Genomic DNA, 15,204 nt, shown 5'->3' with positions numbered 1-15,204 from the left:
TATATATTTATAATTAATAGAAGGTATATATGTTTAAAATTGGCTTAACTGGTGGCATTGCATCTGGCAAAAGTACAGTTCTTACATATTTTAAGGATAAAGGTATACCGTATATCGATGCTGATATTGTGGCTCGTGAAGTTGTAGAGCCTGGTACAAAAGGGCTAGAAGCAATTGTAGCTGCATTTGGAACCGATGTATTGCACGATGATAGGACATTAAACCGAGAAGCATTAGGGGCTATTATCTTTCACAATGAAAAAAAACGCCAACAACTGAATGGTTGTTTAAAAGAGCATATTCAAAATCGAATCATGGAGCTCACAGCTCATTATGAGGCACTGCATACACCAGTTTTACTATATGACATTCCTTTACTTATCGAAGGAGAGTGGTATACCATGATGGACGAGGTGTGGCTCGTATATGTGAATGAGTCAACTCAAATTGAGCGCTTAATGAACCGCAATGGATTTACCAAAGAGGATGCATTGGCTCGTATTAAGAGTCAAATGCGTCTTGATGACAAACGGACTTATGCGGATGTAATCATTGATAATAATGGTACACCTCTGGATTTAAAGGAACAATTAGATACCATCTGGAATGAGCGTATCGAATCAGCTCTATAAGAAAATTGATAATTGCCATTTTATGTGTCAAATTTAGTATATAAATAATAGTAATAAATGGTATAATAAGCCCATAAAACTTAGCATAATATTAGTTTAGCATTTGTTATATGTTAGATTTTAATGACTATTTTCAGTTTGTATGTAGAAAGGGGGATATATGAAACGTGCAACGGCAACGGCACTATCCTGTGTCGTACTAGGATGGTTTTATTTTACATATCTAGATGACCATTTCGCGCGTCAAATCGCGTATCCCTTTAACTATAAAGAGGAAGTTATAGCCGCAGCTGAGAAAGAGCAGGTACCTCCGTCTTTGGTGGCCAGTGTTATCTTAGCTGAAAGCAAGTATAAAAACACAGCGGAGTCTGAAACCGGTGCGCTTGGATTGATGCAACTCATGCCAGATACAGCTCGTTGGGTGGCACAACAAGTTGGGCATGGCAATTATACAGATCGTCAATTAAAAGAACCTACTATAAATATTGAGCTAGGTACTTGGTACCTAGGTCATTTGCTGAAGGAGTTTAATGGGGATCAAGTACTAGCATTAGCTGCTTATAATGCTGGTCGTGGTCATGTGGAATCGTGGATTCACGAAAATAACTGGAATGGAATGGTTGATACGATTCCGTTTCCTGAGACTCGTAGCTATGTAAAAGCAGTCTTACAGTATCAAGAAAGATATGAGGCATTATATGGAAACGATTATTGAAGCTTGTAAAGCCTTAGACTATTCCTGGTTGCCTCAATCCATTGAAGGCTTTACACTAGTTACCTCTACTGAAAGTGACTATACAAAGTTAGCTAATCGTATTAGTGCTGGTGAAGACGTATTGAAGGTACCTATTTTCCACTATCAAAACGATTTAGGATGGTGTTGGTCTGCCTTATATGATAAAGAGGTAGAGGACTATACAGTACATATAGAAATGCCACTATTTTCCTTTGTGGACATTTCTTTTGTGCGAGCCGATTTAGAGTCTTTTTGGACAGGGCTACAAGAACGATGTGTAAAAGGGTTAACCAATATGTTAATAGAACCTGCTAATAATTTTACTTTTACTTATCGTCGCCGAGGGATTCCTGAATGGGACTTCTCACAAGTTATGCCTGAGGAGTTAGAAGGTTTTGTACGCGATATTGATCCAGCCCATGCGATTCGCATGATTAATGGGTCTTTTATCATCGGCGAATACCACAAGATGGATGAGTGTACAGGCTTACTATTGTATTATAATGAATTGCGTGATGAATACTTTGCGGAACTTCGCTATAAAAGCTATCCAGAAATCGACCATCATTTAGATGCAAAAAATCTAGATGATTTAGCAGTGCTATTGCGTGAGCATTTAGGTGCTATACTAAAAGGCTTGAATGAGCGCATTGATTAAAGTTTGGATAGATTTAACTATGCTATTTTTTGTCATTTTTTGTTTTTATAGAATGACTTATGTGGGATTGGTTTCTTTAATACCCATTCAAAAGCGTAGAATTTGTATATACACAGCAAATGTGATATACTATATATGACTTTTATATAATCTTTTAAAAGAGTGGGCTTATGTCCACTCTTTCATTTATGATTAGCTCAATTTTAGAGTATTTAGAATCAAGAGATATATACAAGATGTAGTAAGTAAGGAGGCGATGGCTATGAAAAGAGAAGCAGTGGAGGAGTTTGTATCCTCTGTAGTTGAAGGTATTATAGCCGGCACCGATATGGAACTCGTCGATGTAGACTATGTACGTGAACGGGATTGGTATTTACGTGTCTACCTTGATAAACCAGGTGGTGTAGATTTGGATGACTGTCAGTTGGTGAGCGAAAAATTAAGTGCTGTCCTCGACGAAAAGGATCCAATTACGGAAAATTATTTATTGGAGGTATCTTCTCCTGGCCTTGATCGAGTTCTAAAGAAAGATAAGGATTTAGTTCGGTATAATGGCCGTGATGTAGATATTCAGTTGTTTAAGCCTGTTAATGGCAGTAAACAATTTACTGGTGCATTACAAGGTTTTACGGACACATCTATCGACTTTACTATTAATGGTGAAAGCATAACATTTGAACGTTCTGCTATTGCACAAATTCGATTACATCTTGATTTTTAATATATGGAGGCATACGAGTGAGTCAAGAATTAATTCAAGCGGTAATGGTGCTTACAAAACAAAAAGGTTTTGCTCCTGAGGTTATTTTTGAATCCTTAGAGGCTGCATTACTGCAAGCATATCGCAAAGAACCAACATCTAATCCAGATGCGTACGTTGTGATTGACCGCGAAACAGGTGTTTATAAAGTAATGGCCAAAAAACAAGTTGTGGAAACTGTTGAATTGCCTGAAACAGAAATTAGCTTGTTGGATGCTCGCAAAAAAGATAAGCGTTTTGAGATTGGTGATGTAGTAGAAGTCGATGTAACTCCTGCTAACTTTGGTCGTAGTGCTGCCCATACTGCAAAACAAATGCTTATTCAACGTTTGAAAGAGGCTGAGCGCAGTGTAGTATATGAGGAATACTACAGTCGTGAAGGTGATATCATCACTGGTGTTATTACACGTGTCGAAGGTAAAAATGTGTTTATCGACCTTGGTAAAACAGAAGCAATTTTACCTCCAACAGAGCAAATTGCTACTGAAACATACCGTGAAGGGGATCGTATTAAATGCTATATCGTAGAGGTTAAGAAAACTACGAAAGGCCCTCAAATTATGATTTCTCGTACACATCCAGGTCTATTAAAACGTCTATTTGAATTAGAGGTTCCAGAAATCTTTGAAGGCGTAGTAGAGCTTAAGTCTGTAGCTCGTGAACCGGGGATGCGTTCTAAAATCGCCGTATATAGTCGTGATGAAAATATTGATCCTGTAGGTGCTTGCGTAGGTCCTAAAGGGCAACGTGTACAACATATTGTTGATGAATTACACGATGAAAAAATAGACATTGTTAAATGGGATGAAGATCCAGCAATTTATATTGCTAACTCCTTAAGCCCTGCGAAGGTTGTATCGGTAGATGTAAGCGAAGAAGAAAAAGCTTCTTATGTAGTCGTACCTGATTATCAATTATCTTTAGCTATTGGTAAGGCTGGTCAAAATGCTCGTTTAGCTGCTAAGTTGACTAACTGGAAAATTGATATTAAAAGCGAAACTCAAGCTGCTGAAGAACCTTTCACAGGTTTTGGCAATGCTGAGGATGGTGAATAGTCATGAAACCAAAATCCCAACCTATGCGTACTTGCGTAGGATGTGGTGAACCTAAGGCAAAACGAGAGTTGATTCGCGTAGCCTTGAGTCCAGACGGCAATATCACTATTGATCGCAGCGGTAAAGCACCAGGACGTGGAGCTTATTTATGTGAGTCTATGTCGTGTTTTGAGCAGGCTTATAAGGCAAAACGATTAGAACGATCATTAAAACATAGTGTATCTAAAGAGATATACGAAGCATTACAACGTGATTTACAAGAGAATGAGTAATCACTGATATACATGAATGAAGATAAAATTTTGAATCTCTTAGGCTTAGCACAACGAGCAGGAAAAGTTATTTCTGGTGATTTTATCGTAGAAAAAGCTATAAAGAGAAAGGAACCGAAATTGGTACTTCTCGCTGGTGACTGTGCAGCCAATAATGAAAAGAAATATACTCAATTAGCAGAAACCCATCACATTCCACTTCACAGTATTGCCAATAAAGAGGCTTTAGGAACGGCTATTGGTAAGGAAGTTAGGGTAGTAGTTGCCGTACTAGATGATGGATTTGCAAAGGCATTACTTAAAGAGATTGATCGATAATAAGGGGGTATGTAGATGTCCAAAAAGCGCGTTCATGAAATCGCCAAAGAGTTCGGCGTAGAAAGTAAGCAGGTCATTTCTATCTTGCAACAAAATAATATCAATGTTACGAAAGCAGTTAATTCTGTAGATGATTCAGGTTATGAAATTGTAAAAAAACAATTAGGTAAAAAATCTGAAGCTCCTAAAGTAGCACAAAAAATAGAAAAAAAGGTAGAACAAAAGTCTGCTCCTGCAGCTCATAAACAAGAAGTTGCGTCACATAAACAACATCCAAATCGTTCTAACGAACAGAAAAAAGATAAACATAAACAATCTGGTCAAAAACAAGACGATCAATCTAAACAAAAGGACCATAAAAAAGGCAATGTACGTCATGTACAAATCTCTGAGCCTACACGCAAATCCGATGGTAACCAACATGGTGGAGACCGCGCTAACAATCGCCCTAATAATACCCGCAATAATGATAACCGTAATAACGTTCGTTCTAATGATGCGCGTAATAATGATAATCGCAACAACGATAATCGTAATAACGACAACCGCAATAACGATAACCGCAATTCTAATAATGATCGCCGTAACAAGAAAAATAAAAAAGGTGGCAATAACCGCCCTCAATCCTTGTTATCTACATCTATGCAAAAAAAGAAGAATCGCGTAAAACATCGTAACGAGCAGTACTTACAGCAAAAAGCAGAAGCTGAACGTAAAGCTGAAGCAGCAATTGCTACAGAAATTGAATTGAGCGGTCCTTTAACTGTTAAAGAATTAGCTGAAAAAATGGGTCGTGAAGTATCTGAAATCATCAAGAAATTGATGCTTTTAGGTGTTATGGCCAGCATTAACCAAGAGGTTGATGTAGATACAGCTACTATTGTAGCTGAAGAGTTCGGTGTAACTGTAACTGAAGTAGAACCAGAAGAAGATCCTACAGATGTTATCGAAATTGAAGATGCACCAGAAACGTTAAAACCACGTCCTCCTGTAGTAACTATTATGGGTCACGTTGACCATGGTAAAACATCTTTGTTGGACGTAATTCGTCAAACTAATGTAACAGCTGGCGAAGCTGGTGGTATCACTCAACATATCGGTGCGTACCAAGTTCGCTACAAGGATAATAAAATCACATTCCTTGACACACCTGGTCATGAAGCGTTTACTGCTATGCGTTTACGTGGTGCAAAATCTACAGATATCGCAGTTCTCGTAGTAGCTGCTGACGATGGAGTAATGCCACAAACTATCGAGGCCATTAATCATGCGAAGTCTGCAGATGTACCTATTATTGTAGCCATCAACAAAATGGATAAACCAGGTGCTAACCCAGACCATGTTAAACAACAATTGTCTGAACATGGTCTTTTACCAGAAGAATGGGGCGGCGATGTCATCATGGTTCCTGTATCTGCTAAACAAAAACAAGGTATTGATGACTTACTTGAAAATATTTTGCTTGTAGCAGAGGTTATGGAATTGAAAGCGAACCCTAACCGTAAGGCATATGGCGTAGTTATCGAGGCTCAACTTGATAAAGGTCGTGGTGCTGTATGTACTGTCTTGGTACAAAAAGGTTCTCTTCGTGTAGGTGATACAGTACTTGCTGGTACTGCATACGGTAAAGTACGTGCCATGACAAATGAGCGCGGTGAAAAAGTAAAAGTTGCTCGTCCGTCTATGCCGGTAGAAATTTTGGGCTTCTCCGAAGTTCCACAAGCCGGTGAAATTATAAATGGTATGGATGACAACGAAGCACGTGCAATTGCTGAAAAACGTATTGCTAAGCAACGGGTTCAAGAATTGCAAGCTACACATAAAGTTACATTAGATGATATTTTCAACCAAATTCAACAAGGCGAGTTGAAGGATCTTAATATTATCATCAAAGCCGATGTTCAAGGTTCTGTAGAAGCATTGCGTCAATCTTTAGAAGGCATCAAAAACCCTGAGGTTCGTATTGTTATTGTTCATGCTGCAGTAGGTGCCATTAATGAATCGGATATCATGTTGGCATCTGCATCTAATGCGATTGTAATGGGCTTTAATGTACGCCCTGATGCTAATGTTCGACGTGCAGCGGAACAAGAAAAGGTTGACTTGCGTACATATCGTGTAATTTATGATGCTATCAATGACGTTGAATCTGCTATGCGCGGTATGTTGGCGCCTCAATTTAAAGAGGTTGTCGTAGGTCGTGCAGAAGTGCGTCAGGTTATTTCCACACCAAAGGCTATTGTAGCTGGCTCTTATGTAACAGAAGGTCGTATTACTAACGACTCTGAAGTTCGTTTAATTCGTGACGGCATCGTTGTATTTGAAGGTAAGGTTGATTCTTTACGTCGATTTAAAGATGAAGTTAAGGAAGTTAAAACATCCTTTGAATGTGGTATCTCCTTAGAAGGATACCGCGACATCAAGGAAGGCGACGTTATTGAAGCTTACTTGATGGAAGAAATTGCACCTCAATTATAGGAGGTTTATATGAGTGATGTTCGTGTCAGAAAATTACAAGAATTTATCAAACAAGAGGTAAGTCAAATGTTGATGCGCGGATTGAAAGATCCGCGTATCGGCTTCACTACTATTACCGATGTTCATGTAACAGGTGATTTACGTGAAGCTACGATTTATGTCTCCTTGTTTGGTTCCGATAAGGAAAAAGAAGATACCCTTATCGCATTAAAGCATGCAGCAGGTCATATTCGTACAGAGCTTGGTAAAGTACTTAAATTACGCCATATTCCTTCCATCACCTTTGATAAGGATACGTCTTTAGACTATAGCATGCATATTGAATCCCTTTTGAATGAAATCAAAAAGGATGAAGAAATAAATTAACAAAAAGGATACAGAACATGAGTAAGATTACTATTAATCAATTACATATGGCTCTGTGTGAAGCTAATTCTATTATGCTAACCGTCCATATTAGACCTGATGGTGATGCTATTGGGTCCATGGTAGCCTTTTACGAAGCCCTTGTAGGACAAGGTAAAACTGTATATATGGTAGTGGATGATGTAGTTCCTGAGAAGTACACATTCTTACGATATACGGACCACATTCATGATGTAGCGTATTTTGAAACTAATCCAGTTGATATTGATATGCTTATGGTTTTGGATGCTAGCACGTATGAGCGAATTGGCAAAGTAGGTGCACTTTGGAGTGCACCTATTTTTAATATAGATCACCATATTTCTAATACAGAATTCGCGGACCATCTATATTTAAAGCCTGACTTTGCTGCTACTGGTGAAATTGTTACCGACTTATGTACAAAATGGAATTGGCCTATCACTGAATCTATGGGTACTGCATTATATATGGCGATTGCTACAGATTGTGGTTTCTTTAAATTTAGCAATACTACAGCAAATACTCTTGAGATGGCTGCCAAATGTGTAGCTGCAGGGGCTAGACCAAATGTTATTTCTGAAACCATAGAAGCCGTATCTGCCAGTCGTTTAGAATTAACAAAACAAGTTATGCAAACTATCGAGTTTTACAAGAATGATACGATTGCTACCATCGAGTTGAATCGTGAGGCTATGACTATTCTTGGCGATGATACAGATGGTTTTGTAGATATTATTAGAAATGTTGATACTGTAGACGTGGCAATTTTATTAAAAGCAGAAGCTGATGATATAACACGTGTAAGTTTACGTTCCAAAGGTATTGATGTGAACGTTGTAGCAAGCCATTTTGGTGGTGGTGGTCATATTCGTGCTGCAGGTTGCACTATTAATCTACCATTAGAAGAGGCAAAACAAGCTCTCATTGAGGTAATTTAATAATGGATGGGATATTACCATTTTTAAAACCACCTGGCATTACAAGCCATGATGCCGTTGCTATTTGTCGTCGTATTCTAAAGGAAAAGCGCATTGGTCATAGCGGTACATTGGATCCTATGGCTTATGGTGTATTGCCTGTGTTTCTTGGTAAGGCTACGCGCCTTATAGAATACACGGATGAATTTGATAAAACCTATGTAGCAGAATGTAAATTGGGTACTTTTACAGATACTGAAGATAGCTCAGGACAACCTGTATTGCCAGATAATGATATGCTATTGCGAGATGGTATTGTATTGAATCGAGCTATTCAATCTACAGAAATCTCGACAACGATGGTTAAACCAGGCTTTGAAGAATTGGTTAGTATTTTGAGAAAATTTGCTGGCGTTCAGGACCAAAGGCCGTCTAAGTATTCTGCCATTAAAGTAAATGGTATTCGAGCTTATGAATATGCTCGTAAAGGTATTCCTGTAGAGCTACCATTACGTCAAATTCATATTAAAAATATTGAGCTCATTGCTTATGGATTCCCTTTTTTCACGGTTCGTGTGACATGCTCAGGGGGGACTTATATTCGCTCGTTATTACGCGATATTTGTATTGCTTTAGGTATTCCTGGCGCTATGACTTCTTTGGCACGTACTCAAGTAGGCCCTTTTGATATCGGCTCTGCTAAGATGGCCGAAGAATTGATGCTACATGGTGAAAGTCTGTTGTTGCCAACAGATACGGCTGTTTCTCATCTTTCAAAAGTAACTGTAAATAGTGTACAATTAAGAATGATGATAGAAGGCAAGCAGTTACCGATTGGTAAAGAATTTGCTTTCACAGAAATAGGTCAGCTCTATAGAGCTTATGGACCGAATGGTTTTATTGGTATTATGAAACGAAACAACCACACATTAAAAGTGGAAAAAAATATTTTTATTGAAGGATAAGTATGAAGCAACTACATTCGTTTGATGAACTACGTCAAATCAAAGATACAAAAGTATATGCCCTTGGTACCTTTGATGGCATTCATCGAGGTCATCAACGAGTTATACATAAGGCTGTTGAAGAGGCTATATCAGTCGATGGGGTTAGTATCATCATTACCTTCGAGCATCATCCATTGACTATATTACATCCAGAACGAGTACCTAAACGAGTGATTCAAGAAGAGATTATGGATACTGTGCTAGAAGAACTCAAAGTTGACTATATTTTGCGGTTACCTATGACTGAAGCATTATTAAAAATGACTGCAGATGAATTCTTACATGAACTCTGCAATGATATGAATGTGGAAGCTATTGTAATCGGTGAGAACTTTACATTTGGTGCAAAGGGGCTTGGTAATCCAGAATATATGAAACAAGTGGTAGCGGATAAGAATATACGAGTTCTTGTACAGCCTTTATTACCTTGTGATGGTAGTAGTACACCTATTTCTAGTACAGAAATTAGAAAAGCTATTCATGAAGGGCATTTGGAGGATGCAAATCATTGGCTAGGTAGGCCATTCCAGTTTAAAGGAACTGTGATTAAAGGTGATCAACGGGGACGCACATTAGGATTTCCTACATTAAATCTATTACTTCCTAATGAAATGGCTACACCTCCAGACGGAGTCTATGCTAATCGTGTATGTATTGATGGTATTTGGTATGATGGGGTAGGCAATATTGGAGATAATCCAACCTTTAGAAATCAGTACCATAGATGTGAAGTACACGTTTTTAACTTTGACCAAGATATATATGGAAAAGAAGTAATTGTACAGTTCATTTCTTATATTAGAGGGGAAGTTAAATTTAATAATTTACAAGATCTTATCGATCAAATGAAGGTAGATGAAGAACAGGCTCTAGCTATTTTGGCTAATGCATAAAAGGGGGTTCTCATGGATATTAAAGAAGCTCGAAAACAGATAGATAGTATTGATTCTGTATTAGTTACGGAGTTTGAGAAGCGACTCACACTGATTAAAGAAATTGGTAAATATAAGGATGAACATCACTTACCACTTATTGATGAAGAACGGGATGAAAGTATCATTGCTTTACATACTCAAAATTGTAAAGATAAAGTTTTAGCACCTTATATTGAAAATTATATAAAAACCGTCGTTTCTATGAGTAATGAGTTCTTAAAGGAGCATATGCATAAGCATATTTTTCTCATTGGTATGCCTGGCGCAGGTAAAACTACTGTTGGTAAGGTTCTAGCAAAAGAGTTAGGCCGCGACTTTTTCGATCTAGACCAAACGATTCAAGACAAGGTAGGTAAATCCGTTCAAAATATTTATATTTACGATGGTAAAGATGCTTTCAGTGAATATGAATATAGTACAATTAAAGAATTAATTCACAATAAACCATCTGTCATTGCTACAGGTGGCGGCACTGTTACCTATGATAAAACTGTTAAATTGATGCGCAATAATGGTCTTGTTGTATTTGTTAACCGCGATGTAAATCATATTTTAGATGATTTGGATCTAGAGATTCGTCCGCTTGTAAAAGAAAGTATCGAATATATTTTTAATGTATATGAAGAACGTTATCCTTTATATGAAGAAGTAGCACATATTAAAATTGGTAACGAAGGCAGTATTACCGATGCAGTGCAAGAAATTATTGAAGCTTTGCCGAATACGGAGAAATAATGGACGCCATACGAGGATTTGTATACCGAACTATATATGAGAATACACAACGTACATATTGCGTGTTTATCCTAAAAGATTATAATGAGGAATACATTACTTGTACTGGCAAATTTGAGTCTCCTAAAGAAGGGGAAGACATCGAAGTACGGGGCCGCTATGTAGAACATGAAAAGTACGGCCGCCAATTTGATGCGAGCAGTGTTGAAAAGTTAAAACCTGATAATATGGGTGCTGCCAAGACTTATTTGTTGAACCTAGGCATAAAAGGTTTTGGTGAAAAATCCGTAGAGAAGGTACTAGAATATTTCGGTATTCGTATTTTAGAAATTTTACGGGAAGAACGTCCAGAAGAGATTAAAGATGTTCCAGGTCTCCGAAAGAGTGTTAAGGATGAGCTATTCAATACCTTACTTGGCGAAGGTATTTTATCCGATTTAAATCATTTTTTTGAAAGTCATCACATTTCATCGAAATGGAGTCGTATTGTATATACCTATTATGGTGTGCAGTCCGTCGCAGTTATAGAGGATAATCCTTATACATTATTACGTGTAGCACCGGATATGCTCTTTGGTACGGCCGATACACTAGCAGAGCATCTTGGTATTAATGGTAGTGATACACGCCGTTTAGAGGCTGGTTTAGAATGGATTCTACGTAGTCTAGATAATCAAGGTCATACATGTTTACCAGTAGACCAACTTATCGGTCGACTTGACGATTTATTACAAACTGATGTAGATGATATTGCGAACTTTATTGAAAGCCTGCTGGAACAAGGTGCACTGTATAGTACGTATTATGAAGATATCTTATATATCTATCCGCCAGAGATGTATGTTTCTGAAGTGGAAGGTGTCCACTATACTCGTGAGTTTCTATTAGAAGCTGATCCAATAGCATTAGATATTTCTAGTTTTATTGAAAAGTTTGAACGAGACAACTACATTATCTTTGGTGATGCTCAAAAAGAAGCTATACAGCTCTCATTTTTTGAAAAGTTTTCTCTTATAACTGGTGGTCCTGGTACAGGTAAAACAACTATCATCAAGGCACTAGTAAAAGGTTTCCAACTCGGTGGATTGGGGCGCATTATACTTTGTGCTCCTACGGGACGTGCTGCAAAGCGTCTGACCGAGGCCACTGAGTTTGAAGCTACTACAATTCATCGTCTATTGGTACCTGTTCAAGGTAGTGACTCCTATGACTTTACAAAGAATGAAGATGATCCTCTAGATATAGATGTCATTATCATCGATGAAGCATCTATGCTTAATGTGCGTTTATTCTATTCTTTGATGGCTGCTATTCCAAAGGAAGCCCATGTCATTATTGTGGGTGACGTAGATCAATTACCACCTATAGGTGCTGGGTTCGTATTAAAAGATTTATTAGATAGTGATTGTGTGCCCTATACACGACTTAATCAGATTTATCGTCAAAGCTCTGGTAATACTATCGTTGAAAGTGCTTACGCAATTAACCGTGGTGAAATGCCTAACCTGGAAGGTGTGAGCGAAGAGTTTTCTTTTATTCCTGTTAAATCTTATGACATGATGATGAAAGCCATCATTGATGTATATAAACGTGAACAAGAGACGATAGAGGATGAATTAGATATTCAAATTATTTCTCCTATGCGCCGTGGTGAAGCAGGTAGTACATTGATATCACAATATGTACAACAAGCCGTAAACCCTCCAGATAGCTATAAGGGAGAAGTTCGTGTCAATGGCATTACGTATCGCGTTGGGGATAAGGTTATTCAAATTCTCAATGATTATGAGTTAGAAGTGTTTAATGGCGAAATTGGCGTTATCTATGCTATTACGCGGACCGATATTTGTATCCGATTTATCCATAAAGAGGTTCGTCTACCTATCGATGAAGCACATATGATTATGCCTGCTTATGCTATTACGGTCCATAAGAGTCAAGGTAGTGAGTATGGTGTAGTTATTATTCCATTTGTTCCACGTTATGGTGGTATGTTACAACGTAATTTGTTGTATACTGCTGTTACACGGGCAAAGCGTAAAGTAATCATCGTTGGTACTACGAGCGCAGTTGAACGTGCTGTGCGTACTGTTAATGCCGATGAACGTTACACATTGTTTAAAGAACGACTACAAGGGAGATGTGATTCGTAATGAGTCTTTGGGATTTCCTATTTCCACCTGTATGCCCTCACTGTGGTGCACCTGTGGCAACACAAGGGGATTGGTGTAAAGCTTGTTTTACAGATTTATTACATATTCGTCATGTACCACATAAATTTTTACACTATGTAGATGATGTATGTGTGTTGGCCGAATATCGTGGTGGTCTAAAGTCTATGATTTACGATGTAAAATTTAATGAAAAAAAGGAGCAGTCCAAAGGGGCCGCTCCTTTTTTAGTATCGTACAACTTTTACATGAAATATAATGAGTCTAATATTGTGAATAGTAATTGTAAAATTATGTATGATTATATTGTTCCTGTACCGTCTAGCGAAAAGAAAAAAGCTAAGAGAGGATATAATCAAGTAGATTTATTCTTTTTTGAATGGGCTCATTCTTTATGGGAAATAGATAGAAAAAACTTTAAATGGTTAGATTGTATATACAAGTTTAATACTTCTCGAGATATGTGGGGATTAACAAATAAAGAAAGACATCAAAATATTGATGATGCCTTTGTTATATGTGCTGATTATAAGGATATTGATTTTACCAATAAGAATATATTAATTGTTGATGATATATATACTACAGGTGCCACAATTGAAGCTGTAGCAAAAGTCTTACAAAAGCATAAAGCGCTACGTGTTGATGCCCTTACGCTGGCTAGTGGTAGTTTCTAATCTTTATTACTAAATGTAGGAATATAATATTTGATTTCATATTAGCCAAGTACATCAATAAATGCTTTGACAACATCTGGATCAAAAAGGGAACCAGACGCACTAAAGAGTTCTTCTTTTGCTTTAGCTTTTGTTTTCGCCCAAAATTCAGTAGAAGGATTAACTGTTGTATCATAGTAATCTGCTACAGCAATAATTCGAGCTCCCAATGGAATATTCGCACCACGTAAATGTTTAGGATAACCAGAGCCATCCCATTTTTCATGATGGTAACGAATATAAGGCAAAATTTGTTGGCAGCAAGGATAGTTTTCAATCATATTGGCACCACTTGCAGCATGTTGTTTATACTTAGACATTTCTTGCTTATTAAGATATGGAGATTTTTGGATTAAGGCATTAGGAACCATTAATAGACCCACGTCATGAAGTAAAGCTGCGTGACGAATCTGTTCAATTTCATTTAATGGTAAACCCATTTTAGCTGCGATGCTAACAGCATAGTTTGAAACCTGAATAGAATGTGTATAGAGATGATAGCTTTTCATTTGTATCATCTGTAAAAGTTGTGCGCTTATGGCTTCTAAACTGTCTTTCTCCAGTTCATACAAACCTGATGGTTGCATCAATGATAACATAAACATAATAAACCCCTCTAACTAACAAACTGAACATATGGTACAACCCCTCGTACTTATGTTCATATCGTACAACTTTAGGCCGTTCTAATTTAACAGTATACAAATTATACACCATAAATAATTTTTTGTGTATGATACGTATGTTCTTACAAATATGTTGTATTCATATTTGGCATACAAAAACTAATTGACAATTTAAGAATCCACTAGATATGGTACTTAAAAAATGTGATTTTAGAAATATTAAAATATTATGAAGAATATTTTAGGTTTTCTATTCCAATTTTCTATACATCAACAAATAGGGGTTGCAAAATTTATTCTCATTGTTCTAAGAATTATGCGATAATATGTTTGGTAAAAAATTATGTTTGGCTACTTAACTATATAATCAAAAATTTTTTAAAATAATAGTAAAACTAGACATGAATACTGTTATTCTTTATAATACGTCTATACGGGTCTGTGGTTGAAAGTCGAGGCTAGTCGCAGGCAAAACGATCCACATAAGCAGCCCAAAGGGTTGTGAGCATGGTGCGGCTTAGGTGTAAGTCCTGCCGATAAAATCGAGAGAGGTAGTAGTGGGGAGTCTTGGACTTATGAGCGAACCTTCCAGCAGGCGAGTGTGGGGGCAAAGACCAGGTCAGCCGTATAGGGGCACATGAGGCTTTTCTCATGTGCTTTTTTTATACAGTTGTATATTATAAAATCTATAGAAAACCACTAACTATGGGAAAGTTTTTATACATAACCGTAATATTTATACAAACAATGTATAAAATTAAAATATAAATATAGCGATTTTGCGATTGTATCTAAAATTAT

General features: G+C 37.3%; 16 protein-coding genes. 15 read left to right on the top strand and 1 reads right to left on the bottom strand.

Annotated elements, in window-relative coordinates; all coding sequences use genetic code 11:
• Window positions 1-29 precede the first annotated feature (29 nt).
• The 15 genes from coaE (at window position 30) to ACMKPP_RS08130 (ending at window position 13,738) form a co-directional block, all read left to right on the top strand.
• Window positions 30-632 carry a dephospho-CoA kinase gene (gene coaE / locus ACMKPP_RS08200; RefSeq protein ID WP_021148058.1) on the top strand — a complete coding sequence of 201 codons (603 nt, stop codon included), beginning with the start codon at window positions 30-32 and terminating at the stop codon, window positions 630-632.
• A gap of 160 nt (window positions 633-792) precedes the next feature.
• Entirely contained in the window at window positions 793-1,347 is a 555-nt protein-coding gene (locus tag ACMKPP_RS08195; protein WP_012864253.1) for a lytic transglycosylase domain-containing protein, read from the top strand.
• Window positions 1,331-2,026, top strand: a complete 696-nt coding sequence (locus ACMKPP_RS08190; RefSeq protein ID WP_287507445.1) for a hypothetical protein — start codon at window positions 1,331-1,333, stop codon at window positions 2,024-2,026. Before ACMKPP_RS08195 ends, ACMKPP_RS08190 begins: the two co-directional genes overlap by 17 nt.
• 262 nt (window positions 2,027-2,288) lie before the next feature.
• Complete coding sequence (locus ACMKPP_RS08185) at window positions 2,289-2,747, top strand: ribosome maturation factor RimP (RefSeq protein WP_004693003.1); 459 nt, start codon at window positions 2,289-2,291, stop codon at window positions 2,745-2,747.
• A gap of 17 nt (window positions 2,748-2,764) precedes the next feature.
• Window positions 2,765-3,841, top strand: a complete 1,077-nt coding sequence (gene nusA, locus ACMKPP_RS08180; protein ID WP_004693004.1) for a transcription termination factor NusA — start codon at window positions 2,765-2,767, stop codon at window positions 3,839-3,841.
• 2 nt (window positions 3,842-3,843) lie between these two features.
• Window positions 3,844-4,113, top strand: a complete 270-nt coding sequence (gene rnpM / locus ACMKPP_RS08175) for an RNase P modulator RnpM (protein WP_004693005.1) — start codon at window positions 3,844-3,846, stop codon at window positions 4,111-4,113.
• Window positions 4,114-4,125: 12 nt separating this feature from the next.
• Window positions 4,126-4,431: a L7Ae/L30e/S12e/Gadd45 family ribosomal protein gene (locus ACMKPP_RS08170; RefSeq protein WP_004693007.1), complete on the top strand. Its 306-nt coding sequence runs from the start codon at window positions 4,126-4,128 to the stop codon at window positions 4,429-4,431.
• 15 nt (window positions 4,432-4,446) lie between these two features.
• Complete coding sequence (gene infB / locus ACMKPP_RS08165) at window positions 4,447-6,909, top strand: translation initiation factor IF-2 (RefSeq protein ID WP_004693008.1); 2,463 nt, start codon at window positions 4,447-4,449, stop codon at window positions 6,907-6,909.
• A gap of 9 nt (window positions 6,910-6,918) precedes the next feature.
• On the top strand, window positions 6,919-7,275 hold the full coding sequence (rbfA, locus tag ACMKPP_RS08160; RefSeq protein WP_004693011.1) for a 30S ribosome-binding factor RbfA: 357 nt from the start codon (window positions 6,919-6,921) through the stop codon (window positions 7,273-7,275).
• A 17-nt stretch (window positions 7,276-7,292) separates the two neighbouring features.
• Complete coding sequence (locus ACMKPP_RS08155) at window positions 7,293-8,234, top strand: DHH family phosphoesterase (protein WP_004693013.1); 942 nt, start codon at window positions 7,293-7,295, stop codon at window positions 8,232-8,234.
• A gap of 2 nt (window positions 8,235-8,236) precedes the next feature.
• Entirely contained in the window at window positions 8,237-9,178 is a 942-nt protein-coding gene (locus ACMKPP_RS08150; protein ID WP_004693015.1) for a tRNA pseudouridine synthase B, read from the top strand.
• A gap of 2 nt (window positions 9,179-9,180) precedes the next feature.
• The gene (locus ACMKPP_RS08145; RefSeq protein ID WP_004693017.1) at window positions 9,181-10,113 is read left to right on the top strand and encodes a bifunctional riboflavin kinase/FAD synthetase; all 933 of its coding nucleotides are present in this window, start codon (window positions 9,181-9,183) and stop codon (window positions 10,111-10,113) included.
• 12 nt (window positions 10,114-10,125) lie between these two features.
• Window positions 10,126-10,890, top strand: a complete 765-nt coding sequence (locus ACMKPP_RS08140) for a shikimate kinase (RefSeq protein ID WP_418369590.1) — start codon at window positions 10,126-10,128, stop codon at window positions 10,888-10,890.
• Window positions 10,890-13,043, top strand: coding sequence for an SF1B family DNA helicase RecD2 (gene recD2, locus ACMKPP_RS08135; protein WP_004693020.1), 2,154 nt, complete (start codon window positions 10,890-10,892; stop codon window positions 13,041-13,043). The genes ACMKPP_RS08140 and recD2 overlap by 1 nt, the downstream gene beginning before the upstream one ends.
• Window positions 13,043-13,738 (top strand): ComF family protein, encoded by a 696-nt coding sequence (locus ACMKPP_RS08130; RefSeq protein WP_123137980.1) that lies wholly within the window; start codon window positions 13,043-13,045, stop codon window positions 13,736-13,738. The genes recD2 and ACMKPP_RS08130 overlap by 1 nt, the downstream gene beginning before the upstream one ends.
• Window positions 13,739-13,779: 41 nt before the next feature.
• Here the strand turns inward: ACMKPP_RS08130 and ACMKPP_RS08125 are convergent, their stop codons facing one another.
• The gene (locus ACMKPP_RS08125) at window positions 13,780-14,382 is read right to left on the bottom strand and encodes an HD-GYP domain-containing protein (RefSeq protein WP_004693025.1); all 603 of its coding nucleotides are present in this window, start codon (window positions 14,380-14,382) and stop codon (window positions 13,780-13,782) included.
• Window positions 14,383-15,204: the final 822 nt, after the last annotated feature.

This window comes from Veillonella parvula, from assembly GCF_048309325.1.
GTDB classification, from domain to species: domain Bacteria; phylum Bacillota; class Negativicutes; order Veillonellales; family Veillonellaceae; genus Veillonella; species Veillonella parvula_T.
Note: the sequence above shows the minus strand (reverse complement) of the source record. Positions and strands in the feature narration are given on the sequence as shown.